The sequence below is a fragment of the Paracoccus kondratievae genome (assembly GCF_009301415.1).
GTDB lineage: Bacteria > Pseudomonadota > Alphaproteobacteria > Rhodobacterales > Rhodobacteraceae > Paracoccus > Paracoccus kondratievae.
On record NZ_CP045072.1, the window covers coordinates 1,498,177 to 1,523,883 of the forward strand.

At 63.1% G+C, this 25,707-nt stretch carries 26 protein-coding genes; 5 read left to right on the forward strand and 21 right to left on the reverse strand.

All coding sequences use genetic code 11. From position 1 onward, the window contains the following. Positions 1-13: 13 nt before the first annotated feature. Together F8A10_RS07450 and F8A10_RS07455 are read right to left on the reverse strand one after the other, a co-directional pair. Positions 14-2,506: a GcvT family protein gene (locus F8A10_RS07450; RefSeq protein WP_010395734.1), complete on the reverse strand. Its 2,493-nt coding sequence runs from the start codon at positions 2,504-2,506 to the stop codon at positions 14-16. A 163-nt stretch (positions 2,507-2,669) separates the two neighbouring features. Beyond that, positions 2,670-3,680 (reverse strand): 2-hydroxyacid dehydrogenase, encoded by a 1,011-nt coding sequence (locus tag F8A10_RS07455; protein ID WP_010395736.1) that lies wholly within the window; start codon positions 3,678-3,680, stop codon positions 2,670-2,672. On the opposite strand from F8A10_RS07455, the gene F8A10_RS07460 reads away from it, so the two are divergent. Further along, on the forward strand, positions 3,679-4,374 hold the full coding sequence (locus tag F8A10_RS07460) for an SH3 domain-containing protein (protein ID WP_319805318.1): 696 nt from the start codon (positions 3,679-3,681) through the stop codon (positions 4,372-4,374). The two genes, F8A10_RS07455 and F8A10_RS07460, sit on opposite strands and share 2 nt — an antisense overlap. Here the strand turns inward: F8A10_RS07460 and F8A10_RS07465 are convergent. The 6 genes from F8A10_RS07465 to infC all read right to left on the reverse strand — a co-directional run bounded on the left by F8A10_RS07465 (position 4,371) and on the right by infC (position 9,970). Continuing rightward, positions 4,371-5,159: a class I SAM-dependent methyltransferase gene (locus F8A10_RS07465; protein WP_152367003.1), complete on the reverse strand. Its 789-nt coding sequence runs from the start codon at positions 5,157-5,159 to the stop codon at positions 4,371-4,373. The two genes, F8A10_RS07460 and F8A10_RS07465, sit on opposite strands and share 4 nt — an antisense overlap. Before the next feature lie 215 nt (positions 5,160-5,374). Next, the gene (locus F8A10_RS07470) at positions 5,375-5,806 is read right to left on the reverse strand and encodes a hypothetical protein (RefSeq protein ID WP_010395743.1); all 432 of its coding nucleotides are present in this window, start codon (positions 5,804-5,806) and stop codon (positions 5,375-5,377) included. A 17-nt stretch (positions 5,807-5,823) separates the two neighbouring features. Further along, a complete protein-coding gene (locus F8A10_RS07475; protein ID WP_152367004.1) occupies positions 5,824-7,860 on the reverse strand; it encodes a M3 family metallopeptidase in 2,037 nt (678 codons plus the stop codon). Positions 7,861-7,893: 33 nt separating this feature from the next. Beyond that, positions 7,894-8,934: a HesA/MoeB/ThiF family protein gene (locus F8A10_RS07480; protein ID WP_152367355.1), complete on the reverse strand. Its 1,041-nt coding sequence runs from the start codon at positions 8,932-8,934 to the stop codon at positions 7,894-7,896. Between the two features lie 23 nt (positions 8,935-8,957). Further along, the gene (dut, locus tag F8A10_RS07485; RefSeq protein ID WP_010395749.1) at positions 8,958-9,419 is read right to left on the reverse strand and encodes a dUTP diphosphatase; all 462 of its coding nucleotides are present in this window, start codon (positions 9,417-9,419) and stop codon (positions 8,958-8,960) included. Between the two features lie 11 nt (positions 9,420-9,430). Beyond that, complete coding sequence (gene infC, locus F8A10_RS07490) at positions 9,431-9,970, reverse strand: translation initiation factor IF-3 (RefSeq protein WP_083825829.1); 540 nt, start codon at positions 9,968-9,970, stop codon at positions 9,431-9,433. A 224-nt stretch (positions 9,971-10,194) separates the two neighbouring features. On the opposite strand from infC, the gene F8A10_RS07495 reads away from it, so the two are divergent. Continuing rightward, positions 10,195-10,824 (forward strand): hypothetical protein, encoded by a 630-nt coding sequence (locus F8A10_RS07495; RefSeq protein ID WP_227493355.1) that lies wholly within the window; start codon positions 10,195-10,197, stop codon positions 10,822-10,824. Continuing rightward, complete coding sequence (locus F8A10_RS07500; protein ID WP_010395755.1) at positions 10,821-11,696, forward strand: glycosyltransferase family 2 protein; 876 nt, start codon at positions 10,821-10,823, stop codon at positions 11,694-11,696. The genes F8A10_RS07495 and F8A10_RS07500 overlap by 4 nt, the downstream gene beginning before the upstream one ends. Positions 11,697-11,705: 9 nt before the next feature. Here the strand turns inward: F8A10_RS07500 and F8A10_RS07505 are convergent, their stop codons facing one another. The 5 genes from F8A10_RS07505 to F8A10_RS07525 all read right to left on the reverse strand — a co-directional run bounded on the left by F8A10_RS07505 (position 11,706) and on the right by F8A10_RS07525 (position 17,520). Beyond that, positions 11,706-12,995, reverse strand: a complete 1,290-nt coding sequence (locus F8A10_RS07505; RefSeq protein WP_152367005.1) for a PQQ-dependent sugar dehydrogenase — start codon at positions 12,993-12,995, stop codon at positions 11,706-11,708. 155 nt (positions 12,996-13,150) lie between these two features. After that, a complete protein-coding gene (gene pgi, locus F8A10_RS07510; protein WP_085501136.1) occupies positions 13,151-14,755 on the reverse strand; it encodes a glucose-6-phosphate isomerase in 1,605 nt (534 codons plus the stop codon). Between the two features lies 1 nt (position 14,756). Continuing rightward, positions 14,757-15,431, reverse strand: coding sequence for a 6-phosphogluconolactonase (pgl, locus tag F8A10_RS07515; RefSeq protein ID WP_010395763.1), 675 nt, complete (start codon positions 15,429-15,431; stop codon positions 14,757-14,759). Continuing rightward, on the reverse strand, positions 15,428-16,879 hold the full coding sequence (gene zwf, locus F8A10_RS07520; protein WP_010395766.1) for a glucose-6-phosphate dehydrogenase: 1,452 nt from the start codon (positions 16,877-16,879) through the stop codon (positions 15,428-15,430). Before zwf ends, pgl begins: the two co-directional genes overlap by 4 nt. 89 nt (positions 16,880-16,968) lie before the next feature. After that, the gene (locus tag F8A10_RS07525; protein ID WP_406611659.1) at positions 16,969-17,520 is read right to left on the reverse strand and encodes an RSP_2648 family PIN domain-containing protein; all 552 of its coding nucleotides are present in this window, start codon (positions 17,518-17,520) and stop codon (positions 16,969-16,971) included. Here F8A10_RS07525 and F8A10_RS21885 point away from each other — a divergent pair. After that, positions 17,456-17,590 (forward strand): helix-turn-helix domain-containing protein, encoded by a 135-nt coding sequence (locus F8A10_RS21885; protein ID WP_406611511.1) that lies wholly within the window; start codon positions 17,456-17,458, stop codon positions 17,588-17,590. The genes F8A10_RS07525 and F8A10_RS21885 overlap by 65 nt on opposite strands. Here F8A10_RS21885 and F8A10_RS07530 read toward each other — a convergent pair. Continuing rightward, on the reverse strand, positions 17,559-18,755 hold the full coding sequence (locus F8A10_RS07530; protein WP_152367006.1) for an RSP_2647 family RNA methyltransferase: 1,197 nt from the start codon (positions 18,753-18,755) through the stop codon (positions 17,559-17,561). The two genes, F8A10_RS21885 and F8A10_RS07530, sit on opposite strands and share 32 nt — an antisense overlap. A gap of 115 nt (positions 18,756-18,870) precedes the next feature. On the opposite strand from F8A10_RS07530, the gene edd reads away from it, so the two are divergent. After that, positions 18,871-20,673: a phosphogluconate dehydratase gene (gene edd / locus F8A10_RS07535; protein ID WP_152367007.1), complete on the forward strand. Its 1,803-nt coding sequence runs from the start codon at positions 18,871-18,873 to the stop codon at positions 20,671-20,673. A 110-nt stretch (positions 20,674-20,783) separates the two neighbouring features. Here edd and F8A10_RS07540 read toward each other — a convergent pair whose 3' ends face one another. The 7 genes from F8A10_RS07540 to F8A10_RS07570 all read right to left on the reverse strand — a co-directional run bounded on the left by F8A10_RS07540 (position 20,784) and on the right by F8A10_RS07570 (position 25,576). Further along, the gene (locus F8A10_RS07540; RefSeq protein ID WP_152367008.1) at positions 20,784-21,212 is read right to left on the reverse strand and encodes a PAS domain-containing protein; all 429 of its coding nucleotides are present in this window, start codon (positions 21,210-21,212) and stop codon (positions 20,784-20,786) included. Between the two features lie 78 nt (positions 21,213-21,290). Further along, complete coding sequence (locus F8A10_RS07545) at positions 21,291-21,686, reverse strand: arsenate-mycothiol transferase ArsC (RefSeq protein ID WP_010395777.1); 396 nt, start codon at positions 21,684-21,686, stop codon at positions 21,291-21,293. Between the two features lie 66 nt (positions 21,687-21,752). Then, positions 21,753-22,241, reverse strand: a complete 489-nt coding sequence (locus F8A10_RS07550; protein WP_085501143.1) for a UPF0262 family protein — start codon at positions 22,239-22,241, stop codon at positions 21,753-21,755. Then, entirely contained in the window at positions 22,241-23,548 is a 1,308-nt protein-coding gene (hisD, locus tag F8A10_RS07555; protein WP_152367009.1) for a histidinol dehydrogenase, read from the reverse strand. Before hisD ends, F8A10_RS07550 begins: the two co-directional genes overlap by 1 nt. 83 nt (positions 23,549-23,631) lie before the next feature. Then, the gene (locus F8A10_RS07560) at positions 23,632-24,111 is read right to left on the reverse strand and encodes a DUF2948 family protein (protein WP_152367010.1); all 480 of its coding nucleotides are present in this window, start codon (positions 24,109-24,111) and stop codon (positions 23,632-23,634) included. Next, the gene (gene murA, locus F8A10_RS07565; protein WP_010395786.1) at positions 24,104-25,387 is read right to left on the reverse strand and encodes a UDP-N-acetylglucosamine 1-carboxyvinyltransferase; all 1,284 of its coding nucleotides are present in this window, start codon (positions 25,385-25,387) and stop codon (positions 24,104-24,106) included. Before murA ends, F8A10_RS07560 begins: the two co-directional genes overlap by 8 nt. Further along, entirely contained in the window at positions 25,388-25,576 is a 189-nt protein-coding gene (locus tag F8A10_RS07570) for a hypothetical protein (protein WP_010395788.1), read from the reverse strand. Positions 25,577-25,707: the final 131 nt, after the last annotated feature.

Genomic DNA, 25,707 nt, shown 5'->3' on the forward strand with positions numbered 1-25,707 from the left:
GCGGGAGGAGAAATCAGCCGTCGACACGGATACGGGCGTTCTCGGGGTCATAGGGGCTGTCCACCGTGACCTCGGCATCCCACAGTTCGCGCTGCATGCGAACCTTAAGCTTGGTGCCCGGCTCGGCCAGATCGGGACGGACATAGCCCATGCCGATTGACTTGCCGAAAGCGGCCGACCAGCCACCCGAAGTCAGGCGTCCAATCCGCGTGCCGTCCTGCGCATAAAGCGCCTCGCGGCCCCAAGGATCAGCATCGGCAGGTCCATCAATCAGCAGGGTGACGCATTTCGCGCGGATACCTTTGTCCAGCATCGCCTGTTTGCCGTTGAAGTCTTTCTCCAGATCGACAAAGCGATCCAGACCAGCCTCAAGCGGGGTCGCATCGCGGCCCAGTTCGGTACCGAAGGCGCGGTAGGATTTCTCCTGACGCAGCCAGTTCTGGGCGCGGGCACCGACCAGTTTCAGCCCGTGCTTTTCGCCCGCTGCGACCAGCTGATCCCAGAGATAGCGGCCAAATTCGACCGGGTGATGCAGCTCCCATCCCAGTTCGCCGGTATAGGCGACGCGGATGGCACGCACCGGGCACATGCCCAGCTCGATATTGCGCATCGACAGCCAGGGGAACCGCTTGTTGCCCAGGACCGTTTCGGGGTCAGCATCGCGCACCAGTTCCTTGAGAATGGCGCGGCTGTTCGGGCCGGCAAGGGCAAAGACACCCCATTGCGTGGTGATATCCTGCACGATCACCGGACCAAACTGACCTTCCATATCCTCGGCCAGCTTGCGCAGGTTGTCGCCGTCGTAATCTGCCCAGGCCCCGGCCGAAATCAGGTAGTAGTCATCTTCGGCCAGCCGCACGATGGTATATTCGGTGCGGGTAGTCCCGGTTTCAGTCAACGCATAGGTCAGGTTGATGCGACCGACCTTGGGCAGTTTGTTGGTCGTGAACCAGTCAAGGAACGCCGTCGCCCCCTTGCCGTAAACCCGGTGCTTGGCAAAGGCAGATGCGTCGATCAGACCGGCAGTGTTGCGGATCGCCTCGGCCTCTTCCTTGGCATATTGCCACCAGCCGCCACGACGGAAGCTGCGCGCAGCATGGTCATCGAAACCGGCCGGAGCGTAATAGTTCGGGCGCTCCCAGCCATTGACCTGACCGAATTGCGCCCCCGCCTCTTTCTGCCGGTCATAGGCCGGGGCGGTGCGCAGCGGGCGGCAGGCATCGCGCTCTTCGTCCGGGTGGTGCAGGATAAAGACGTGCTCGTAAGCCTCTTCGTTCTTGCGCGCCGCATATTCGGTGGTCATCCACTGGCCAAAGCGGCGGGGATCAAGGCTAGCCATGTCGATCTCGGCCTCGCCCTCGGTCATCATCTGCGCCAGATAATGGCCGGTGCCACCCGCAGCGGTGATGCCAAAGCTGAAACCTTCGGCCAGCCACATGTTGCGCAGACCCGGCGCCGGACCGACCAGCGGGTTGCCGTCGGGCGTATAGCAGATCGGGCCGTTGAAATCGTCCTTGAGACCCACGGTTTCCGAGGTCGGAAGCCGGTGGATCATCGACATGTACTCTTCCTCGATCCGCTCAAGATCCAGCGGGAAAAGGTCGGCGCGGAAGCTTTCCGGCACGTCGTAAAGGAAACGCGCAGGGGCATTACGCTCATAGGGGCCAAGGATCCAGCCGCCGCGTTCCTCGCGCACGTACCATTTGGCATCGGCATCGCGCAGAACCGGATGTTCGGGGTTGCCCTCGGCACGCCATTTCACCAGCGCCGGGTCCGGCTCGGTGACGATATACTGGTGCTCGACCGGGATGGCGGGGATCTTGATCCCAAGCAGGCGGGCGGTGCGCTGCGCGTGGTTGCCCGTCGCAGTCACGACATGCTCGGCGCGGATCTCAAACTGCTCACCCGAGGGGACAAGGTTGCCGCCCTTTTCGATCATCTTTTCGCAGGTCACGATCCATTCATCGCCGGTCCAGCGATAGGCATTCACCTGGATCTTGCGTTCGATGGTGGCGCCGGCCATGCGGGCTGCGCGCGCCATCGCCTGGGTCACGTCAGCGGGGTTGATATAGCCATCGGTCGGATGGAACAGCGCGCCTTTGAGGTCATCGGTCCGAACCAGCGGCCAGCGTTCCTTGATCTGCTGGGGCGTCAGGAACTCATGCTCGATCCCCACCGTCTCGGCAGTGGCGGAATAGAGCATATACTCATCCATCCGCTCTTGCGTCTGCGCCATGCGCAGGTTGCCGCAGCGGGTAAAGCCGGCGTTCAGCCCCGTCTCGGCCTCAAGCCCGGCATAAAGCTTGACCGAATAGTCGTGGATATGGGTTGTCGCGTAACCCATGTTGAACAGCGGCAAAAGCCCCGCAGCATGCCAGGTCGAACCGGCGGTCAGCTCATCACGCTCGACAAGCATCGTCTCCCACCCCGCACGGGCAAGATGCAGCGCGATGCCGCAGCCAACGGCGCCGCCTCCGACCACCAGGGCCTTCACATGGGTTTTCATGGCAAGCGACTCCTCAGTTTCGCGCATGATATTCTCTGAAGATGATTAGAGCCGGAACCGCGCGGCAAGCCGATCTTCTGCGCGACATGTTCTTGCGCAAAAGCGACATGACGAAACAGCACCCCGCCAGACGCAGACGCCCCGGCTAACCGGGGCGCTCTGGTCACAGCATCGAAGGCACCACAAGGTCCGGCGGGCGGTGCCCGTCAGCGAATGTCTTGATATTGATCAGGACTTTCTCACCCATTTCGACCCGCCCTTCGACCGTGGCCGAGCCCATATGCGGCAAAAGAACGACATTCGGCAGCTCGCGCAGCCTCGGGTTGATCTCATGCCCATGTTCGAAAACGTCGAGACCCGCACCAGAGATCTCACCCGCGCGCAGCATGCGTGTCAAAGCGTTCTCGTCGATCACCTCACCGCGCGAAGTGTTGATGACCACCGCCGTCGGCTTAAGCAGCTTCAATCGCCGCGCATTCAGCAGGTGGAAGGTCGAAGGCGTATGCGGTGCGTTCACGCTGACGATGTCCATACGCGCCAGCATCTGGTCCAGGCTTTCCCACCAGGTCGCCTGCAGCTCTGCCTCGACCTCGGGACGCAGGCGGCGGCGGTTGTGGTAATGAACCTGCATGCCAAAGACATTGGCCCGCCGCGCTACGGCCTGACCGATACGTCCCATACCCAGGATACCAAGCCGGCGTCCGCCCAGTCGCCCGCCCAGATGCGCGGTCGGGGACCAGCCCTGCCAGCGCCCGGCCTGCATCTCAGCCAGCCCCTCGGGAATACGGCGGGTCACCGCAAGGATCAGCGCCATGGCCATATCAGCGGTATCCTCGGTCACAACGCCGGGGGTATTGCTGACAAGGATGCCACGCTGACGGGCAGAGTGGACGTCGATATGATCCACGCCTGCGCCAAAGTTGGCGATCAGTTTCAGCCGGTCCCCGGCCTGCGCCAGCATCGCGGCATCGACATGGTCGGTGATCGTCGGCACCAGCACGTCCGAGACCCGCATCGCCGCGACCAGTTCGTCGCGGTCCATCTTGTGGTCATCGGCGTTCAGGGACACGTCGAAAAGCTCGGACATCCGGGTCTCGACCGCCTCTGGCAGGCGACGGGTCACGGTAACTTTAAGGCGCGAGCGGGTCGGATCGGTCGCATGAACGGCTGGCATGGTCGCTCCTCTCTTCCAAAGCCGGGCGGCTTTTGGCAAAGTGCCCGCGATGCGGGGCAGGCACAAGACCCCGAACAAGCAGGACGGGCAGATGAAGCAAGGACAGGCTTGGCTGGGCACCGCGATATTGGCTGCCGGAGCGATTTTTGGAACGGCCGCGCTGGGGCAAACGACCAACCCCGGCGAAAAACTCGACTCCAAAGAGATCGGGGGGCTGTCGGCTGATGCGACAATTAGCCGTAATCAGGACAGAGAGCGCGATCCGAACCGCGGACCGGTCACCAACCTGCCGTTGCCGCGCTATGTCAGCCTGAAAGGGGACGAAGGCAACGCCCGGCGCGGTCCCAGCCTGTCCCATCGCATCGACTGGGTGTTTCGGCATGCCGGGATGCCCCTGCGCGTGGTGGCCGAATTCGGCCAGTGGCGCCGGGTAGAGGATCAGGACGGTGCCGGCGGTTGGGTGCATTATTCGCTGCTGTCGGGGGTGCGCACCGCCATTGTGACCAGGGATATGCTGGATTTGCTGTCCCGCCCCGAGCCGCGTGCCAACGTCATCGCACGGGCCGAGGCCGGGGCTATCGTCCGGCTGCATGAATGCAATATCGACTGGTGCCGGGTCTCTGGCGGCGGAGAAAAAGGCTGGGTGCCCAAAACCGCAATCTGGGGCGTCGATGCTGACGAAATCCGCGACTAGGCAGCCCCATCGTCAGCTTTGCGAATCACGACGTGACCCAGTGAGATACGCATCCAGTCAAACCGCGAACGGCGGGGCGTACCGGTGCCAAAATCGGGATGGGTCATGTCCTCGGCACCGCATTCGTCGATCAGTTCTTTGACGAAACCGACCATGCCACGGTCGTGGCCGCCAAAACGCCGCCGCACCAGATTCCAGCGTATCCAGCCCGTCAGCTTGCGCAGCGGATATATTGTCTGCACTGCGCGTGATTTATGCAATCGGTCAAGCAGCCTTTCATGAGGTGAAAGGGCCACAGGCTTGGGGCTATAATGTTTCCCGTCGGGATATTGCGGCCAATATCCGGTACCCCAATCCTCAATAAAGTAAAATCCACCCGGTTTCAGATGATTTTCAAACAGGTGCCAGAAACATATCAGGGCCAATTGCCCGACATGGGCGGCATCATCAATAATGACGTCGAACCCCTTGGGTGCACGTTCGGCCGCGACCCGGTCCAGCAGTGCCTTATCCTGCTGCTCTCCGACATAGCAGCGCACCCGACCGCTTTCAAAATGCGCCGGGCATTGGGTGATGTCGAGTCCGGTGATTTCGGCATTCGGCAACCAGGATTCCCAATATTTCAGCGAATCCCCGCGCGCGACACCCAGTTCCAGAAATTTTAACGGCTGCGTCCGGATGGGACCGATATATTTTTCGTAATTCGAAAGGTAATGCAGCAATCCCAGCTTATCTATCGGGATCTCATCAACGCTTTTCATGCGGGCGGTACCAGGCAACGACATGAATAACCTCCTGCCCGAGGGGTGACCAGTTTCCCTGCTCGGGACCCGGAAATGATAAGGCGTGCCAGTTTTTCCGGGCAACAGGTTTGCACCTGCCCTGACCAAATATACTGCCGGTAAATCTTTATGGGGGAGTGCGGGCGCGCAATTACTCGTAGCAATTGAAAAGCCGCCCCGTATAGGGGCGGCCAGCCGAGAGAGAGGGAATCGCAGTTTTACAGCGTCTGCCCGACCAGCGCATCACTGCTGGCCGCTGCCTTGCTGCACTGATGATAGGTCAGGGTCAGCGAATTTTCGGTCAGGCGCAGCACCCCGGGCCGAAGTTGCAGATCGACCACCCGGTTACCGCCCGGCGTGCCATCACAGGACAGGGTTACACGCGTACGGTTCACCTGCTGTTCCGAATTCGCCACAGTGCAGGAAGCACCGGGGAAAATGAATTTGTTGCCATCAATCACCAGGCTCTTGTCGCTGGCAGCATCCCCGCAATTCGATTCAAGCAGGTTATACGTCCCGTTCAGCGCATTATCCTGGGCAATCGGACCCGGGGTTGGCTCGGGGTTAGCCGGAGAGGTCTGGTCGCAGGCGGCGACAAGGCCCAGGCCGGCCATGGCGGCAAGGACAAAAAGCGGTTTGCGAAAAGTCATGGTGGTCTCCCTTGTTGTCAGCTGGTCTTGGCCAGAAGGCCGCGTCCTTTCAACAAAGCGTGAACCCCCGGTTTTCGTTCCCTGAATTTCAACCAAAGTTCATCAGCAGGCAAAGAATCGCCTTTCGAGAGGATCCATTCCTCAAGCCGCGCGGCAATCTCGGGATCAAAGGCATCGCCTTTTTCAAGGAAGGCCTCGAATGCGTCGGCGTCCATCACCTCGGACCACATGTAGCTGTAATAGCCCGACGAATAGCCATCACCGGAAAAGACATGCGCGAAATGGGGCGTGGCATGGCGCATCGGAATGGCTGTGGGTGCACCCAGTTCCGCCAGAACCTCGGCCTGACGTGCCATCGGGTCGGCAGGCGGGGCGCCCCGATGAAAGGCCAGATCGACAAGCGCGCTTTCCAGATACTCAACCGTCGCAAAGCCCTGTTCGGCATTCCCCGCCGCCAGCAGACGGTCACGCAGATCTGCCGGCAGTGGCGCGCCGGTCTGGGCATGGCGCGCATGACGATCCAGAACCTCGGGCTGCTCCAGCCAATGTTCAAACAGCTGGCTTGGCAGTTCGACGAAATCGCGCGCGACCGACGTCCCCGACATCGAAGGCCAGGTCACATCCGACAGGATATGATGCAGCGCATGGCCGAATTCGTGGAAAAGCGTATGCGCATCGTCCCAGGACAGATACGCGGGCTCACCCTCGGCCTCGGGCGGGGTAAAGTTGCAGACATTGACGACGATCGGCCTTTGCCCCTGTCCGATCTTGTGTTGCTGTTGCAGGGCCGAGCACCAAGCCCCCGAGCGTTTGCCGGGCCGCGCGTGGTAATCACCGACAAAGACCGCCATGTGCCGGCCGTCACGCACCACTTCCCACGCCCGCACATCGGGTGACCAAAGAGGCGCACTGATCTCATGCAGCTCGATGTCGAAAAGCCGACGCGCAGTGTCGAAAACCGCGTCCAGCATGGCAGACAGCGTCAGGTAGGGCTTAACCTCAGCTTCATCAAGATCATGCTCGGCCCGCCGCCGACGTCCCGCATAAAAGCGCCAGTCCCAGGGTTCCAGCGCACCGTTGACGCCATCCTCACGCAGCATCTCGGTCAGGCGGGCCGCATCAGCCTCGGCCCGGGTTCGGGCGGCGGTCCAGACCTCGGTCAGCAGCGCCTCGACGTTTTCGGCGCTTCGGGCCATTTCGGGCTCAAGCTTGTAGCTGGCGAAATCCTCATAGCCGAGCAACTGCGCCCGTTCGTGCCGCAGTTGCAAGATCTCGGCAGCGATGGGGCGGTTGTCGGTCGCAGCCCCGCCCGCCCCCTGCCCCGAGCCGCGCGCAGTCCAGGCCCTCCACGCAACCTCGCGCAAGGCGCGATCTTCCGCATATTCCAGAAAGGGTACGATCAGGGACCGGTTAAGCGTCACCACCTGCCCCTGCCGCCCCCGTTCGCGTGCCGCAGCCCGCATGGCACGGATCAGCCAATCAGGCAGGCCAGCCAGATGGTCATCTGCGACCTCCAGCACAAACTCACGCTCATCAACCAGCACATTTTGTGAAAACTCGGTCGAGAGCACGGCCAGCCGTTCGCGGATGGCGGCCATGCGCTTGCGCGCCTCGCCAGTCAGCCCCGCTCCGGCCCGACGCAACCCGCGCAAGGTCAGTTCCGTCAGACGCCGATCCTCGGGGGCAAGAGCATCCGCGTCCTGCATCACCGCCTCGACCCGGTCGAAAAGACGCGGATCCATGCTGACCTTGCTGCCATGCGCGGCCAGACGCGGGGCGATGCGGCGCTGCAAATCTTCGCGCGCAGGGTTGGAGTCGGTACCAACCAGCGTGAAAAAGATCGCGCAGAGCCTGTTCAGCGGCTCTTCTGCCGTCTCGAGCGCCGCGACGATATTGGCAAAGCTTGGCGGAGCGGGGTTCGCGGCGATAGCCTCGACCGCCGCTTCGGCTTCGGTCAGGCAGGCGTCAAAGGCGGGGGCAAAATCCTCGTCGCGGATCAGATCAAAACGCGGCAGGCCCAGCGGGCCGGTCCAATGGGTCAGTTCGGGGTTCATGCGAGCCTCCTGTTCCGGTTGGCCGCGAGTGTTTCAGCCCGCGCGGAAATGTCCAGAGCCGCAGACCGCACAATCATCACGGCGCGAAAGTTTGATCACCCGGTTTTCGCCGTAAAGCCCGTCAAAGATCAGCATCCGCCCACGCGGTGGCTCACCCGCCCCCGCGATCAGCTTGACCGCCTCCAGCGCCATCATGCTGCCGATGATGCCGGGCAAAGGGCCAGCAACGCCCGCCTCGGCACAGGCCGGAGCAAGGCCGGAGGCCGGAGCCTGAGGAAAGATGCAGGCCATGCAAGGTGCACCGCGGCGCGGATCCCACAACGTGACCTGCCCCTCCCATTGCGCGATGGCGCCTGCGATCAGCGGCACGCCCGCCGCGACACATGCAGCGTTCACCGCAAGACGCGCGGAAAAACTGTCAGTGCCATCCAGCACCAGATCATGTCCGGCGATCAGCTCCGCATCAGACTCGGTCACGCGGCGGGTCAGGGCGGTCACCTCGATATGCGGGTTCAGGGCCAGCATGGCATCGCGGGCTGCCTCGGCCTTGAAGCGGCCATCATCGGCGCTGCGAAAGATCACTTGCCGTTGCAGGTTCGACAGGCTGACGCGGTCGTCATCAGCAAGGGTGATCCGGCCTACCCCGGCTGCAGCAAGATACAGACAGGCCGGCGCACCCAGGCCGCCCGCACCGACGACCAGCACCCGCGCGCGCTTTAGCGCCGCTTGCCCCGGTCCACCAAGTTCGCGCAAGACAATATGGCGGGCATAACGGTCCAGCTCGGGGCCAGAAAGCGGGCCGCTGGAGATGCTTTCCACAGCCGCAGGCTTTTCAGGCAGGGGGATGGCGCGACGATGCAAATGGCGCAGCACCAACCGATAGCCAAGCACCAGCGCCACAACCACACCGCCCAGCACCCAAATACGAATGTCGCCGCCGATCAGTCGGGCAAGTGCGCTTTGAGGCATCAGCGCCAGAACAGCGATGGCAGCCAGCCATAGGGCCGCGACCGCTGCCCAGCCGCGCCGGGCAGGCCAGCCCAACAGACGCCCCGCCACCAGCAGAGCCGCCATGAGAATGAGGATCAGCACGGGCCTCAGGCCCGCCCGGTCGAACCGAAACCGCCCGCGCCGCGCGCCGTCTCGGTCAAAGACCCGGTCAGGACATAACTGGCACGTGTCACCGGAGCGACCACGGCCTGAGCAATCCGCTCGCCATGCTGGATGGCATAGGGCTGCGCGCCAAGATTGATCATGATGACCCCCAGCGGGCCGCGATAGTCGCTGTCGATTGTACCGGGGGTGTTCGGCAGGGTCACACCATGCTTAAGTGCAAGGCTTGAACGGGGTCGGATCTGCATCTCGTACCCCTCGGGGATCTGCACACGCAGCCCCGTGGGCACAAGCTTGATCTGGCCGGGTTCAAGCACCAGCTCGGCCCCGCCCAGATCGGCCCGCAGGTCAGCACCCGCAGAGCCGCTGGTCTGGTATTCGGGCAATGGCAGCGCCGGATCGGCACCCGGTTCACGCAGAACCAGAATCGTCACCTCGGCTGCCATCACAAAGCCCCTTATTTCGGCGAGATCATCATGACCATCTGACGCCCTTCCAGCTTGGGCATCGATTCGACCTTGCCTGCCTCGCCGACATGGGCGGCGATCCGGTTCAGAAGCTCAAGCCCGATCTGCTGGTGAGCCATTTCGCGGCCACGGAAACGCAGCGTGATCTTGACCTTGTCGCCTTCGGCCAGAAACTTCATGACCGAGCGCATCTTGACGTCGTAATCATGGGTATCAGTCCCGGGGCGGAACTTGATCTCCTTGATATCTATTGTCTTTTGCTTCTTGCGGGCCTCGGCCTCACGCTTTTGCTGTTCGTATTTGAACTTACCCAGGTCCATGATCTTGCAGACCGGGGGCGTAGCGTTCGGGGAAATCTCGACAAGATCCAGCCCGGCTTCCTGTGCAAGCTCCAGTCCGCGGGCGGGTGGCACGATCCCGACATTCTCGCCGTCGGCGCCGATCAGGCGGATTTCAGCGACTCGGATGCGCTCGTTAACGCGGGGACCAGTATCACGGGTGGGCGGAGCGTTATGCGGTCTGCGGGCTATGGCTGTCTTCCTTTTATTGCCGGGGGGTTCCGGTCGGTTAGATAGCCATCCGCACCCGGATTTTCAACTGGATTCGATAGGCAGGGCAAGGTTTGCGCCTCTCTCTTGCGGGGGTTGACGGGCGGGATGGCTACAGTTGACCGCCAGCCTCGTCCGAATGCTTTTCTCCCCTGCTGCGACATGGCATAGAAAGCTGATCTGCCGCAGTCCTGACGGAGTCCTGCATGAAAAAGTTCCTTGTTCTAATCGTCGTTCTAGCCGCAGCTTCTGGAGGCGTATGGTATTGGCAGCTAAGGAAAACCGCCAGCGAGGCCACCCCGCCCGCCGCGACTGAGCCGGCACCGGCGGTGCCCGAGGCCATCACGCCGGCACAGGAAAGCGCCAATGCCGCCGCCGATGCCGCAGCTGACGCCGCAGCGATTGCGGCCGACACAGCCGCCGAGGCCGCCGCCTCGGCCCAGAATGCCGCCATCGCCCCGGCCAGCTCTGCCGCCGATCAGGCCCAGGCCGCGGCAGAGGCCGCCATTGCCGCCGCTGATCGCGCCGCAGATGCAGCAGCCGACGCCAATGCTGCTCCCGAACAGGCGGGCGAAGCCGCCGTGGCGGCAGGCACCGCCGCGCGCGAGGCCGCAAGTGCCACCCGTGCAGCCGGCGAAGCCGCAAGCACCGTGGTCGAAATCGACGCCGCCCTGACCCCGGAAGGGTTCGACGCCGCCAAGGTGCGTGCCATCGTTGATGCCTCGACCCTTTCGGCCGAGCGCAAGGCCGAACTGACCGCGCTGATCGACCGCGTGGCCGAAAACCCCCAGGCCGCCGCCGAGGTGCTTGAACAGATAAAGGCTGCTCTGCCATGAGCTTTCCCAGCCTAGTCGAGTTCCTGACCCATAACCGCGACCGGCTGATCAAGGGCCCGATCGCGATCCTGCTGATCGAGGATGACGCGGCCGTCACAGAGACCCTTGCCCATCACTTCAAGGCAGGTTTCAGGCTGATCCTTGCGCTTTCGCCCGAACCCCTGCCTCAGAAGCTTATCCCCGAAGAGGCGGCGGCACGCATCGTCAACCTGCGCCACGATTCCCGCCGCAACGACGCCCATGTCACGGCTGTTAACCGGGTGCTTGAAGCCGTGCCGGATGACACCTGGCTTTACTACGGCTACAACGCAGAATTCCTGTTCTATCCCTTTTCGGAAAGCCGCACCGTAGGCGAGATGCTGGCCTTTCACGCCGAGGAACGCCGGCGCGCGATGCTGACCTATGTCATCGACCTCTATGCCCCGGATCTGGAGCGCTTCCCCAATGCCGTCAGCATTGATGAGGCAATGTTCGACCGGACCGGCTATTACGCGCTTGGCCGTCAGGACCGGAATGGTCACCAAAAAGAGCGGCAGCTGGATTTTCATGGCGGGCTACGCTGGCGGTTCGAAGAGCATGTGCCTCCTGACCGCCGTCGCATCGACAGGATCGCACTGTTTCGCAGCCAGCCCAAGCTGCGGCTGTTGCTCGACCACCGCTTTAATGACGAGGAATACAACACCTATTCCTGCCCATGGCACAACAATCTGACCGCTGCCGTCGCCTCGTTCCGGGTGGCCAAGGCGCTGGTCAGGAACCCCGGCTCACGCGAGCATATCCGTTCCTTTCGCTGGCGAAACTCATACCCCTTCCGCTGGAATTCACAGCAGTTGATGGATTTCGGGTTGATGGAGCCCGGACAATGGTTCTGATCCGGCGGGTCAGGCCGCGCTGACCCGCCAGATCACATCACCCACATCATCCGCCATCAGCAGCGAACGGCCGTCAGGGCCGATGGTGACACCGACCGGGCGACCATAGGAATATTTCTCGTCCTCGGACAGAAAACCCCACAGGATGTCCCGAGGCGGCCCCGAGGGACGCCCGTTCTGGAAAGGCACAAAGATCAGCTTGTAGCCCGACAGGGTCGAGCGGTTCCACGAGCCGTGCTGTCCGATCACCATCCCGTCCGGGAAACCGGGCAACGTGCCCTCGGGCATCCAGCACAGACCAAGCGAGGCGGTATGCCCGCCAAGTGCATAATCCGGGGTAATCGCGCGGGCGACAGCCGCGGGGTTCTGCGGCACCCGGTCATCGACGGTCTGACCCCAGTAGCACCACGGCCAGCCGTAAAAGGCCCCATCCCGCACCGAGGTCAGATAATCGGGCGGGGTCTCATCGCCCAGCCCGTCGCGTTCGTTTACCACGGTCCACAACGCGCCCGTCACCGGCTCCCACGCCAGACCAACGGGGTTGCGCAGGCCCGAGGCGAATATACGGGCATGGCCGGATTCCAGATCAAGCTCCCAAATCGCGGCGCGGCCTTCCTCTGCCTCCATGCCTTCGTCAGCAATATTGGTCAGCGAGCCGACGCCGCAATATAGCCGTCTGTGGTCGGGCGAGACGATCAGGCTCCGCGTCCAGTGCCCGCCCGGCTGGAACTCGACCAGCCGCCTGCCCGGGCCATTCAGCCGGGTCGCGCCGGGCTGATAGTCAAACGCAACAATCCCGTCGGTATTACCGACATAGAAAGTCTCGCCCACCAGAGCCATGCCGAACGGCTGACGCTGACCTTCCAGAAAGATCTCGCGCGTCCCGGCCACGCCACTGCCCTCATTGTCGCGCAGCAGCGTGATGCGGTTGGCGCTTTTCCCCAAGGCCCGGGCGCGACGCATGGTCGCCTGCGTCGCCCGGTCAAGCAGCGTTTTCGGGGCAGAAGCCTCTTGCAGCGCCTCTGCTACCAGCACATCGCCGTTCGGCAAAACCTCGATCCAGCGTGGATGCTGCAGGTCGCGGGCAAATGCGTTGACGCGCAGGCCCGGGGCAGCCTTGGGCAATTGGCCCGGTGCCCAGCCGCGCGCGGTCGGCATCTTCAGGGTCATGATGCCTTGTTTTTTCGCCTCGGGGATAGCAGGGGCTGGGCCAAGCGCCGCTGTGCGCGGCGCGCCACGACGCCGCATCCTGACCATCGCGCCACCCACCAGTTCCGTCACTTTCGCCATCAGATCCATGGCTTACCCTTCCCTGTTGCGCCAGCAAGGCTAATTCCAGTATCGCCCGGGTCAATCCCGCAGCGGCCATCAATGCGGAAACCGGCGAACCCCGAAACGACCGGGGCGGCGCCTGACGCACCGCCCCTTGAACATGAAAGCTCTAAACAAAGGTCTCAGCCCCGCGCCGCGCGGATCAGCGCCGCGAGATGTTCGGTCGAAGGATCATGACCCGGAGATGGCTTACCCTCAAGCAGCGGGGCGACCTTAAGCGCCAGTTCCTTACCCAGTTCGACCCCCCATTGGTCAAAGCTGTTGATGCCCAGAATCACGCCCTCGACAAACACGCGATGTTCGTACAGCGCGACGATCTGGCCCAGCGTATAGGGCGAGAGTTCGGGGATCAGCAGCGTGGTCGAGGGGCGGTTCCCCGGGAAAACCCGGTGGCGTGCCTGACGCTCAAGCTCGGCCCCGGTCAGACCCTTGGCGCGCATGATCTCAAGCGCCTCGTCCAGCGAACGACCGCGCATCAGCGCCTCGGACTGCGCAAGGCAATTGGCAATCAGCAACAGGTGATGATGGGCCAGCTCGGGTTCATGCCCCTGCGCGGCGATGATGAATTCGCAAGGCACGACCGCCGTGCCCTGATGGATAAGCTGGTAGAACGCGTGCTGGCCGTTGGTGCCCGGCTCACCCCAGACCACCGGACCCGAGGGCAGGGTCAGGTCGCTGCCGTCCATCGAGACGCGCTTGCCGTTCGATTCCATCTCAAGCTGCTGCAGATAGGCGGGCAGCCGCGCCAGACGGTTGTCATAGGGCAGCACGGCACGCGTGCCGTAGCCACAGATCTGATGATGCCAAATGCCAACCAGCGCCAGAAGCACCGGCAGGTTTTCAGCCAGCGGAGCCTGGCGGAAATGCTGATCCATCTCCGCGCCACCAGCAAGGAAACGGTCGAACTGCTTGGGACCGATGGCGATCATCAGCGACAGCCCGATCGGGCCCCACACCGAATAGCGGCCACCGACCCAATCTTCGAACCCAAAGACGCGCGATTCGTCGATGCCCCATTCGGCGGTACGTGCCACAGCCGAAGAAAGCGCCGCGAATTGGGCAGCCGGTTGCGCCACGCTTTTGCTCATCCAGTCCAGCGCCGTGCGGGCGTTGGTCATGGTTTCGATGGTGGTGAAGGTTTTAGAGGCAACAATCACCAGCGTCGTCGCCGGATCAAGGCCCTTGAGCGTATCGGCGATATCCGCCCCGTCCACATTCGAGACGAAATGCACGCGCGGTCCGTCATGCCAGGGGGCAAGCGCCCGCACCGCCATCGCCGGACCCAGGTCCGAACCGCCGATACCGATATTGATGACATCGGTAATACGTCCGCCCTGCCCCGCAAAGCTGCCATCACGCACGGCATTGGCAAAACCGCGCATCCGCTCATGCGTGCGGCGCACCTCGGGCATCACATCCTGACCGTCCACCATGACGCTGCCGCCAAGATTGCGCAAAGCTGTGTGCAGAACGGCGCGATCTTCGGTCTCATTGATGCGCTCGCCGCTAAACATCGCCTCGCGGCGGGCAGGTACCGGGGTCGCCAGTTCCAGCAACAGGTCGCGCGCGCGCGCGTCAATCAGGGTCTTGGACCAATCGAAAACCAGCCCCTCGGCGCTGGTCGAAAAAGTGGAGGCACGCGAGGGATCGGCCTCAAACAGCGCCTCAATGCGCTGCGCACCCTGAGATTTGCGGTGATCCTTCAGTCGGTTCCAGATATCACTCATCTTACTCTGCCCAATGCACGGTAATATCGCCAAGAAAGGCGCGGATCGGCGCTTCGGTCGGGTCAAGGCTCTGCGCGCGCTCGAAAGCCTCGCGCTTGTCGGCACCGGTGATCAGCAGATGGGTGTTGATCGCACCTTTCAGCGCCGAGGCGGTCAGCGTGATCCGCGGCTCATCCCGGTTGCTTGTCACCGCCATCACGGCAGGCGCATCAGGGGCCAGCGCCAGCACCGTTTCTGAGGCGTCAGGGAAAAGGCTCGCCGTATGCATGTCGGTGCCCATGCCCAACAGCAGCACGGTCAGCGGCAGATGCGCTGCAACCGCCTCGCTTAGCGCCGGGGCGGCGTCCTCGGGGCTGGCATCGCCGGTATAAAGGTCGAGGTACTGCGCAGCCTCGGCCTTGTCATGCAAAAGGTGACGGCGCAGCAAACGGCCGTTCGAGCGCATATGCTCACCATCCACCCAACGTTCGTCGTTCAACAGGACGGTGATACGCGGCCAGTCGATCTCGGCCCCAGACAGATAATCGTAAAGCGGCGCGGGCGTGGTCCCGCCCGGCACGCACAGGCTTGCCCTGTCATTCACGCGCAGATGCTGCGACAGCTGACCGGCAACACGGTCGGCCAGCGACAGAAACAGCATCTCGCGGTCGGGGTATTCGATAAACTCAAGCGTCATGGTCGGATCTCCCTCCAACGACGGTTGTCACGATGCAGCAGGCGCAGCGCCTCTTCGGGGCCACTAGAACCCGGATCATAGGGCTCGGGCCGTTTGGAGCCAGCCTCCCATGCCGCAATGATCGGGTCGGTCCAGGCCCAGGCGGCCTCGACCTCGTCACCGCGCATGAACAGCGTCTGGTTGCCGCGGATCACATCCATGATCAGCCGCTCATAAGCGTCGGGCATGTCCGCACCCTCAGCCCCCAGCGCATCGGCAAAGCTCATGTCCAAAGGCACCTGCACCAGACGCATACCGCCCGGTCCCGGCTCTTTGATCATCACGGTCAGGTGCATGCCCTCATTGGGCTGCAGCTTGATGACCAGCTGGTTGGCGCGATGGATGCCGCCATCGTCAAAGATAGAATGCGGCGGCTCTTTGAAGGTAACGACAATCTCACTGGTGCGGGCACGCAGCCGCTTGCCGGTGCGCAGATAAAACGGCGTCCCGGTCCAGCGCCAGTTGGCGATGCTGACCTTTAGCGCGACAAAGCTTTCCGTGCGCGACTGCGGGTTCTCGGCATCTTCGAGATATCCGGGCCCGTCGGGACCAGCGACATACTGACCGCGCACGATATCTTCGGGCAGCACGGGTTCCAGTGCGCGGATCACCTTCAGCTTTTCATCCCGTACCGCGTCGGGATCAAAATGATAGGGCGGCTCCATGGCGATCAGGCACAAAAGCTGCATCAGGTGGTTCTGCACCATGTCCCGTATTGCGCCCGAGTGGTCGTAATACTCACCGCGCCCGCCGACGCCCACCGTCTCGGCCACGGTGATCTGGACGTGATCCACGTATTGCGCGTTCCACAGCGGCTCGAACAGGATATTGGCGAAACGCACGGCCATCAGGTTCTGGACGGTTTCCTTGCCCAGATAATGGTCGATGCGATAGATCTGATTTTCACTGAAATGCCGAGCCAGCGTCGCGTTCAGCTGCCGGGCAGTTTCAAGGTCGCGACCAAACGGCTTTTCAACCACGATACGGCTGTCGGCATCAGCGATGCCATTCCCGGCCAGCCGCTCAGCGATATCGCCAAACAGCCCTGGCGCGACCGAAAAGTAAAACGCATGGACCACCCCCGGCCGCATCCGCGCCTTAAGCTCGGCCCAGCCATCCGTCCCGCGCGCATCGATAGCGACATAGCCCAGCATGTCCAGAAAGGCCGCGATCTGTGCGGTGTCCTGACCCGGGCCGGCGAATTCCTCGATCGCGGCGCGCATCTCGGCCCGGAAAGCGTCGTCGTCTTGCCGGGTGCGGGCCGCACCGATGATGCGGGCACTCACCGGGACTTGCCCGGCGACAAAGCGGCGATACAGGCCGGGAACGATCTTACGCCGTGCGAGGTCTCCGGTCGCACCAAAGATCACCAGGTCGAAATCATCTACCGGAATGATGCGTGATACCATTGCTGCCTCCTCGTCGGTGATCTGCCGACTAGCCGATGTTAGCGTTAACATCAAGTCCCCCAAATCAAGTCCCTCAATTCCAGCCCCTTTCAGTTCTGCCCCCGTGGGGGAACAATAGGGCTGTCTTGCGACAATGGCGCGGCATCGCCGGCCCCATCCAGCCGGGCCATCGCCTTGGCTAGTCTTGGCAGGCGGGCGCGGCGCATCAGTTCCTTGCGGCCCATCTGTCCGCCGGCTGCGCGGGCGCGGACCTCGGTCGCTTCGACAGCGGCCGACACCGGCTCAGGCGCACGCAGATAAAGATCGCGCAAATATTCATCGGGATGAATGGCGCGCAGGCCGACAGCGCCCAGCGTGCCACGCGGAAAGTCGCGCAGATTCGCGGTGACAATCACCTTGGCCCCTGCCGCCAGCGCGGTCTCGACCACATGCAGATCCGCAGGATCAGGCAGATCCAGCCCGAACATCCTGCCCCCCGGCTCGGCCAGTGCCTGCGGGAAACGCGACTGCAAAAGCGCGATCTCTGCACCTGCCTCAAGCCCCTGACGGATTGCGGCACGGCGCCATTCGTCCAGAATGCGACTGGACCAGACAGGCTGGAACAGGTCCGCTGCCGCCGTGTCGATCAGGATTTCCCGCAGCACGGTCGGAAAAAGGACACAGGCGTCCAGAACCGCCTTCATCCGTCCAACCGAAAGAACAGCGCCTTAAGATAACCAGTCTCGGCCAATTGCGGCAACGTCGGGTGATCCGGTCCGGCCTGCCCGGTATGCAGCAGCTGCATCCGCCGCCCACCCCGGCCAATACCGCGCGCGCTGGCATTGCGGAAAGCGGTCAAATCGGCGGCATGGCTGCACGAACACAAGCCCAGATAGCCACCCGGCGCGACCAAAGGCGCGGCCAGTTTTGCCACCCGCTCATAGGCGCGCAAACCCGCCTCAAGCGCCTGTTTTGAGGGGGCAAAGGCCGGTGGATCACAGATCACCACGTCGAATTGCGCACCCTCGGCGGCAAGCGCCTCCATCTCTTCGAACGCATCCCCTTTGCGAATCGTCAGCCGCGCCTCGGCACCCATGGCACGCGCACCACCCTGCGCCAGCTCCAGGGCCGCGGCCGAGCCGTCGACACAGGTGGCATGCGTCGCCCCGGCCGCCAGCGCGGCAAGGCCAAAGCCGCCGACATGCGAAAACACATCGAGCACGCGCTGACCGCGCGCCAGCCTTTGCGCAAAGGCATGGTTCGGGCGCTGATCATAGAACAGCCCGGTCTTTTGACCCTGCATCAGATCGGCCAGATAGATCGCGCCATTCATCGGCACCTCGACCGGCCCGCTGACCGCGCCCGACAGGACTTCGGTCCGCTCGTTCAGCCCCTCTTGCGTCCGGGCGCGGCCTTGCCCGTTCAGGATCACTGTTGAAACACCTGTGACCTCACGCAGCGCGGCAGCGATATCTCCGACCATACGCTCGGCCCAGGCGGCATTGGGCTGAATCACCGCTGCATCACCAAAGCGATCAACAATGGTGCCCGGCAGGCCGTCCGCCTCGGCATGAATCAGGCGATAAAAGGGCGCATCAAACAGCCGCTCACGCATGGAGAGCGCCCGCCGCAGCCGTACCGCAATCCAGTCGCGGGTGATCTGGGCCTGAGGATCGGGGTCCATGACCCGTGCGATGATACGCGAATCGGGATTAACGGTAACCAACCCCAAAGGGCGCCGGTCGGCATCCTCGAGCACGGCGAAACTACCAGCAGGGATGGCCCGTGTGCGCCGGTCGGTCACCAGCTCATCGGCAAAGACCCAGGGAAAGCCGTGGCGGATAGCCTGCGGCTTTGACTTCGGACGCAATCGAATGGTGGGCAGATCGGCGGTCATGGCGGCCTCATGCAAAACGGCGCAGGATTGCCACGGCAAGCCGCCATGGGCAAGAGCGGGCTGGTTGCATTGTTACCGCTAACATGATACATAGCAACCAAAGGAGATGCCAGCCATGACCCTGCACGCCACCATCGCCCGGGTAACCGACCGCATCCGCGAACGTTCCGCAAAAAGCCGCGGCGCCTATCTGGCCAAGATTGCCCGCGCAGCCGAAGAAGGTCCGCGTCGCGCCCATCTGTCCTGCGGAAACCAGGCCCATGCTTATGCCGCCATGCCCGACAAGCAGGACCTTGCCACGACGCGCAAACCGAATATCGGCATCGTCACTGCCTATAACGACATGCTTTCGGCCCATCAGCCCTATGAGCGTTATCCCGACCTGATCCGGCAGGCAGCCCATGTCGCGGGCGCGACCGCACAGGTTGCAGGTGGCGTCCCGGCAATGTGCGACGGGGTCACCCAGGGCCGACCAGGGATGGAGCTGTCGCTTTTTTCGCGCGATGTCATCGCGCTCGCCTCGGGTGTGGCACTGACGCATGACACGTTTGATGCGGCGCTGTATCTGGGGGTCTGTGACAAGATCGTGCCCGGTCTGATCATCGCCGCCGCGACCTTTGGCCATATCCCCGCAGTATTCGTTCCGGCTGGCCCCATGCCCTCGGGCTTGCCCAATGACGAAAAATCCAAGGTCCGCCAGCAGTTTGCTACCGGAGAAGTTGGTCGCGAAGCACTGATGGCAGCCGAGATGGCCAGCTATCACGCCCCGGGCACCTGCACCTTTTACGGCACCGCGAACACCAACCAGATGCTGATGGAGTTCATGGGCCTGCACCTGCCGGGCTCGAGCTTTGTTAACCCGAATACGCCGCTGCGCGATGCGCTGACCGTCGCCGCCGTTCAACGCGCCGCCGCCATCACCCGGCTTGGCAATGATTATCTGCCAGCAGGAGAAATTCTGGACGAGCGCGCCTTTGTTAACGGCATCGTCGGGCTGATGGCCACCGGAGGCTCGACCAATCTGGTGCTGCATCTGCCCGCCATGGCGCGCGCGGCCGGGGTGATTCTGGATCTTGAGGATTTCCACGACCTGTCCGAAATCGTCCCATTGATGGCGCGGGTCTATCCCAACGGCCTTGCCGACGTGAACCACTTCCACGCCGCAGGGGGGCTTGGGTTCATGATTGGCCAACTGCTTGACGCTGGGCTGCTGCATCAGGACGTCCGTACCATCACCGGCGGCGGGCTTGAGCAATATGTGAAAGAACCCCGGCTCAAGGACAGCCAGATCACCTGGGTCGATGGCGCCCGCGAGTCGCTGAATGACAAAATCCTGCGCCCGGCGACCGCCCCCTTTGCGCCCAGCGGAGGGCTGAAGCAGCTGTCGGGCAATCTGGGTCGCGGCGTCATCAAGATCTCGGCCGTTGCGCCCGAACGACATGTGATCGAGGCCCCCGCCCGCGTCTTTGCCGATCAGGAAGAGGTCAAGGCTGCGTTCAAACGCGGCGAGTTCACCGAGGATGTCGTCGTCGTCGTCCGCTTCCAGGGGCCGCGTGCCAACGGCATGCCCGAGCTGCATTCACTGACCCCAACGCTGGCGGTGCTGCAGGATCGCGGGCTGCGTGTGGCGCTGGTGACTGACGGGCGCATGTCCGGCGCATCGGGCAAGGTCCCCGCCGCGATCCACATCTCGCCCGAGGCGGCGGATGAAGGACCACTGGCCCGTGTCCGCGACGGTGATATCATTCGCCTGGATGCCGCCAATGGCTCCCTGTCCTGTCTTGCCGCGGACTTTGACAGCAGAGAACCCGCGAAACACGATCCTGCACCCTCGGCCGAAGGGTTGGGACGCGAGCTTTTCGCCGCATTCCGCGCCAATGTTGGCCCAGCCACCGAAGGGGCGGCGGTTGTCGTCTGACATCGTGGTCTGAGGACAGGACCGGAGCCTGCCACGCATCTGCATCGGTCAGGCCCGACCCACCGCCCGGGTTTCCGTACCAGAAGCCTGCACCCAGTCGCTTAGCCGGATCACCTGCCCCTGCCCTGCCCAAGGGCAGGATCGGGCTGCAACGGCCCCTCCTCCTCTGCGGGTTCGCGCAGGAACAGGACATTGAGGCAGACCTGCCCCTGCTCGTCACGAATCGGGCACAGGCGGGCATCGGTGCGAATGCGTCGCCCCGATCTGGCAATCTGCACCAGGCCGTTCAGCCAGGCCTCGGCTTCGTCCGGGGCCTCGATCATCCGCCACAACCATGCAGGACCGGGACCGGATGGTTCAAGCAGGACCGACGCCGGGCGGCCGATCAGCTCATCGCGCTGATAGCCACACAGGCGCAAACAGCCCTGATTCACAGCGATGATTCGCCCATACCGGTCAAGGATAAGCACGGCGCGGCTGGTCTGGATCGCCTGTATCGCCCAGCCCGGATTGTGGTGGAACCGCTGGATTTCGGACATTCGGGAAGCCCCTGCACAGATTGTCCCGCCAGCATCGGGCCAATAGGCTAACAATTCGTTAGCACCGATAAGATTTCTTTAGTCCTCAGTCGGCGGTCCGAAACGTTCGATCATCCGCTTGCTGATCTGATCCCGCACGGTGCGATAAAGTGCCAGCTTTTCCTCGCGCCCCTCGGCCAGACCGCTTGGGTCCATGATCGGCCAGTATTCAACCTCAAGATGGGCCACACGCGTCAGCTCAAGCGCCTGTCTCTGACTTGCCGGAGACAGCGCGACCACAAGGTCGAAACTGCTAAGATCATCGCCCCAGGCCTGCATTTCCTCGAACGAGCGCGAACGATGGGTGGAAAGTTCAACCCCGATCTCTTTGCAGACGGCGATGGCAAAACCGTCAATCTCCATATCGTTCCTGACCCCCGCCGATTGCACATAGGCAGCGCGGCCGTAGAACTTTTTCATCATCCCCTCAGCCATCGGGGAACGGATGGCGTTATGATCGCAGCAGAAAAGTACCGAATGTGGGATCGGTCCAGCCACGAATCACCCCGGCACAAGCGCGCAAATCAGGGTGAACAGGCGGCGCGCTGTGTCGATGTCAATGACGGCCTTACCCTCCAACCGTTCTTGCAGGGTGCGGGCGCCCTCGTTGTGGATGCCGCGACGCGCCATGTCGATCGCCTCGATCTGCGTCGGAGGCAGACGCTTTACCGCATCGAAATAGCTGGCGCAGATCTGGAAGTAATCCTTAACCGTCTGACGAAAAGGGCCAAGCGACAGGTGAAACTCAACCACCTTGCTGCCGCTTTCGGTCGCGATGTCAAAGACCAGCCGCCGCTCGCGCACCGCCAGCGCCAGCGCATAGGGGCCGGGTGGCACATCCTGCCCGTCCCGACCGGGCAGGCTGAAGCTGTTATCCTCCAGCAGATCAAAGACCGCGACGCGGCGGTCCTGCTCCATCTCGGGGGTGGGAGGCGGCAGGGCGCTGTCGTCAATGTCGATCCGGCACAGCCGGTTGGTTGACTGCCCCATTACTTCCCCCTGTTCAAAGCCGACAACCGCGCCGAGACCGAGCGGCCATGTGCGGACAACCCTTCGGATTCGGCCAGACGCACCGCTGCCGGACCAATGGTCACCAACGCCTCGGGCGTAAGCCGCGCGATAGTGCTGCGTTTCAGGAAATCCATCACTGACAGTCCCGAAGAGAAACGCGCCGAACGGGCCGTCGGCAGAACGTGGTTCGGACCGCTGACGTAATCGCCCACGGCCTCGGGCGTCCAGCCACCGAGGAATATCGCCCCGGCGTGACGGGTCTGTTTCGCCAACGCCTCGGGGTCGTTCACGCAAAGCTCAAGATGCTCGGGGGCAAGCCGGTCGGAAAGCGCTGCCGCCTCGTCCAGATCGCGGGTCACGATCACCGTGCCATAGTCACGCCAGCTAGCCCCGGCCACCTCGGCGCGCGGAAGCGTGGGCAGAATACGCTCGACCTCGGCCACCACGGCGCGGGCAAGGGCTTCGTCAGGGGTAACCAGAATCGCCTGCGCATCGGCATCATGTTCGGCCTGTGCCAGCAGATCCAGCGCCAGCCATTCGGGGTTCTGTTCGCCCTCAGCGATAATCAGCACCTCGGACGGACCGGCGATCATGTCGATACCGACGCGGCCAAAGACCTGACGCTTTGCCGCCGCGACATAGGCGTTGCCCGGTCCCGTAATCTTGTCCACAGGGCGGATGGTATCGGTACCGTAGGCCATGGCTGCAATCGCCTGCGCGCCGCCGATGCGATAGATTTCATCGACCCCGGAAAGCTCGGCCGCCAGCAGGACCAGCGGGTTCACCACCCCGTCGGGCGTCGGCACGCAAATCACCAGCCGTTCGACCCCGGCCACCCGGGCCGGAATCGCGTTCATCAGCACCGATGACGGATAACTTGCCTGACCGCCCGGCACGTAAAGCCCTGCCGCCGCGACAGGGGACCAGCGCCAGCCCAGCGTCGCGCCTTCGGGGTCGGTCCAGCTCATATCGTCGGGCATCTGCCGGGCGTGATAAGCCCGGATCCGGTTTGCCGCCATGACCAGCGCCGCGCGATCCGCGGCCGAAACCTTGGCCGTTTCGGCGGCAATCTCGTCCTTTGAAAAGGCCAGAGACTGCGGGGTCAGCGACAGACGGTCGAAGCGCGCGGTCAGTTCGACCAGCGCCGCATCGCCCCGGCTGCGCACATCAGCAATGATCGCGGCAACCGCATCATTCACATCTGCCGCATCCTCACGCTTCATCGAAAGCAGATCGGCAAAGCGGTCAGAAAAATCGGGCTGGGCAGTCGAAAGATGAATGGGCATGGATCGAGGCCTTCAATGACCCGACCTTGTTAGCGGCTGCAGCCACGCGGCTCAAGCGGCTAAGGCACGCCCGAACGGCCTGTTCAATCCTCGGGGTGCTGTGGCGCACGGCGCGAGGGCGCGACATAGGGCTGGGTCACGTCGCGCAGCTCGACATTGAGGCACTCTGCCTCGACCGCCAGCGTGCCGTCACCAGCAAATTCCAGCAAAAGACGGCCCGCACCATCCTCGCCCGCCTGCCAGCTCATCGTCAAAAGCTCAAGGATCAGGTCCTTGTCCTTGCGGTCGATACCGTCGCTTTGCACCTTCAGCACATCCGAGATCAGCAGGACCGCGCGCACGCGCTCATAGGGGCGGCCCTCGCGGCGGGCCTGCTCGGCATCCTCCCAGCGAAAACGGTTCAGCAACAACGCAAGCTGCCGGTGGCGACCATCAAATGCGATCTCGGTCACCGGCAGGACAGCGTCCTGAGCAAGGGCCGAGATTACGGTCAGATCCTCGACATCGCTGGCCAAAAGCGCCAGCGGTGCCGGGTCGGCATCGGTGAAACGGGCGTCAGCCATCGGCGGTTGCCTCCTTGATACGTTCGATATCTGCGCCAACCCCGCGCAGCTTACGCACGACTTTTTCATAGCCGCGATCAAGATGATAGACGCGGCTGACAATGGTTTCGCCCTCGGCAGCAAGCCCGGCAAGAATCAGGCTGACCGAGGCACGCAAATCAGTTGCCATGACCGGAGCGCCGCGCAACTTATCCACGCCATGAACGGTGGCATGGCCGCCCTGCACCTCGATATGCGCGCCCATGCGCACCAGTTCCGGCGCGTGCATGAAGCGATTCTCGAAAATCTTTTCTTCAAGGACCGAAGTACCCTCGGCCGTGCAAAGCAGCGCCATCATCTGCGCCTGCAGATCGGTCGGAAAACCCGGGAAGGGCTCGGTCACCACATCAACCGCCCGGACCCGGCCATTCTTGCACGAGACTTTCAGCCCGCGCTCGGTCTCGACCACGTTGACGCCCGCTTCGTCCAGCTTTTCGCAGAAAGCCGCGACCAGATCAATGCGGCCGCCAAGGCATTCGACCTCACCCCCGCAGATCGCCGGGGCCAGCATATAGGTGCCAAGCTCGATCCGGTCGGTCACCACCGGATGAGTGGCACCGCCAAGAGCCTGCACACCCTCGATAGTGATGGTCGAGGTCCCCTCGCCCTCGATCTGCGCGCCCATGCGGCGCAGACATTCTGCCAGATCGACGATCTCGGGCTCGCGGGCAGCATTGTTCAGGACCGTGGTCCCACGCGCCAGCGTCGCTGCCATCAGCGCGTTTTCAGTCGCACCGACCGAGACTATAGGAAAATCGATCACCGCACCCTTGAGCCCGCCCGCCGGAGCCTTGGCATGGACATAGCCATCGCGCAGGTCCAGTTCGGCCCCCATCGCTTCGAACGCGCGCAGATGCAGGTCCACCGGACGCGCACCGATGGCACAGCCCCCGGGCAACGAAACAACCGCATGACCATCCCGCGCCAGCATCGGCCCCAGCACCAGAATCGAGGCGCGCATCTTGCGCACGATGTCATAATCGGCGCGGTGGCTGGTCAGGGCGTGGCTCGACAGAGCCAGCACCTGGCCGTCCTGCAGGCTGGCGACCTCGGCCCCAAGCGACTGCAAAAGCGCGGTCATAGTGCGGATATCCGACAGGCGCGGCGCATTGGTCAGCGTCAGCGGCTGATCGGTCAGCAGGGTCGCCGGCATCAGCGTCAGGCAGGCATTCTTGGCACCGGCGATCGGGATCTCGCCATGAAGCGGCCCGTTCCCCCTTACAATGATCTGGTCCATCTAATCCTCATTTCCGGGCGTGCCTTGGTTTGGCTTCTCTGGCCCGTGCTGCTCGTTCTGGCTCGTATCGTTCTCTGCGCTTGCCCGTGCGCGCCCTTGCGCCTTGCGCCGCGCAAGATTGGCCCGCAGCGCCGCCTTGAGCCGCGCTTCACGTGTGTCGCCCTTGGGATCGCGGGGTATTTTCGTCATGCTCTTCTGTTAGCGCCCTTGCCTTGTTGCGTCCAGCGGGCGCGCGGGGGGCTGACGCGCGGTCGGCGATGTTCGGCATATCGAAATTTTTTGCGCCGATCCCTCTTGCACCCTCCGCACAGTCGGTCTAA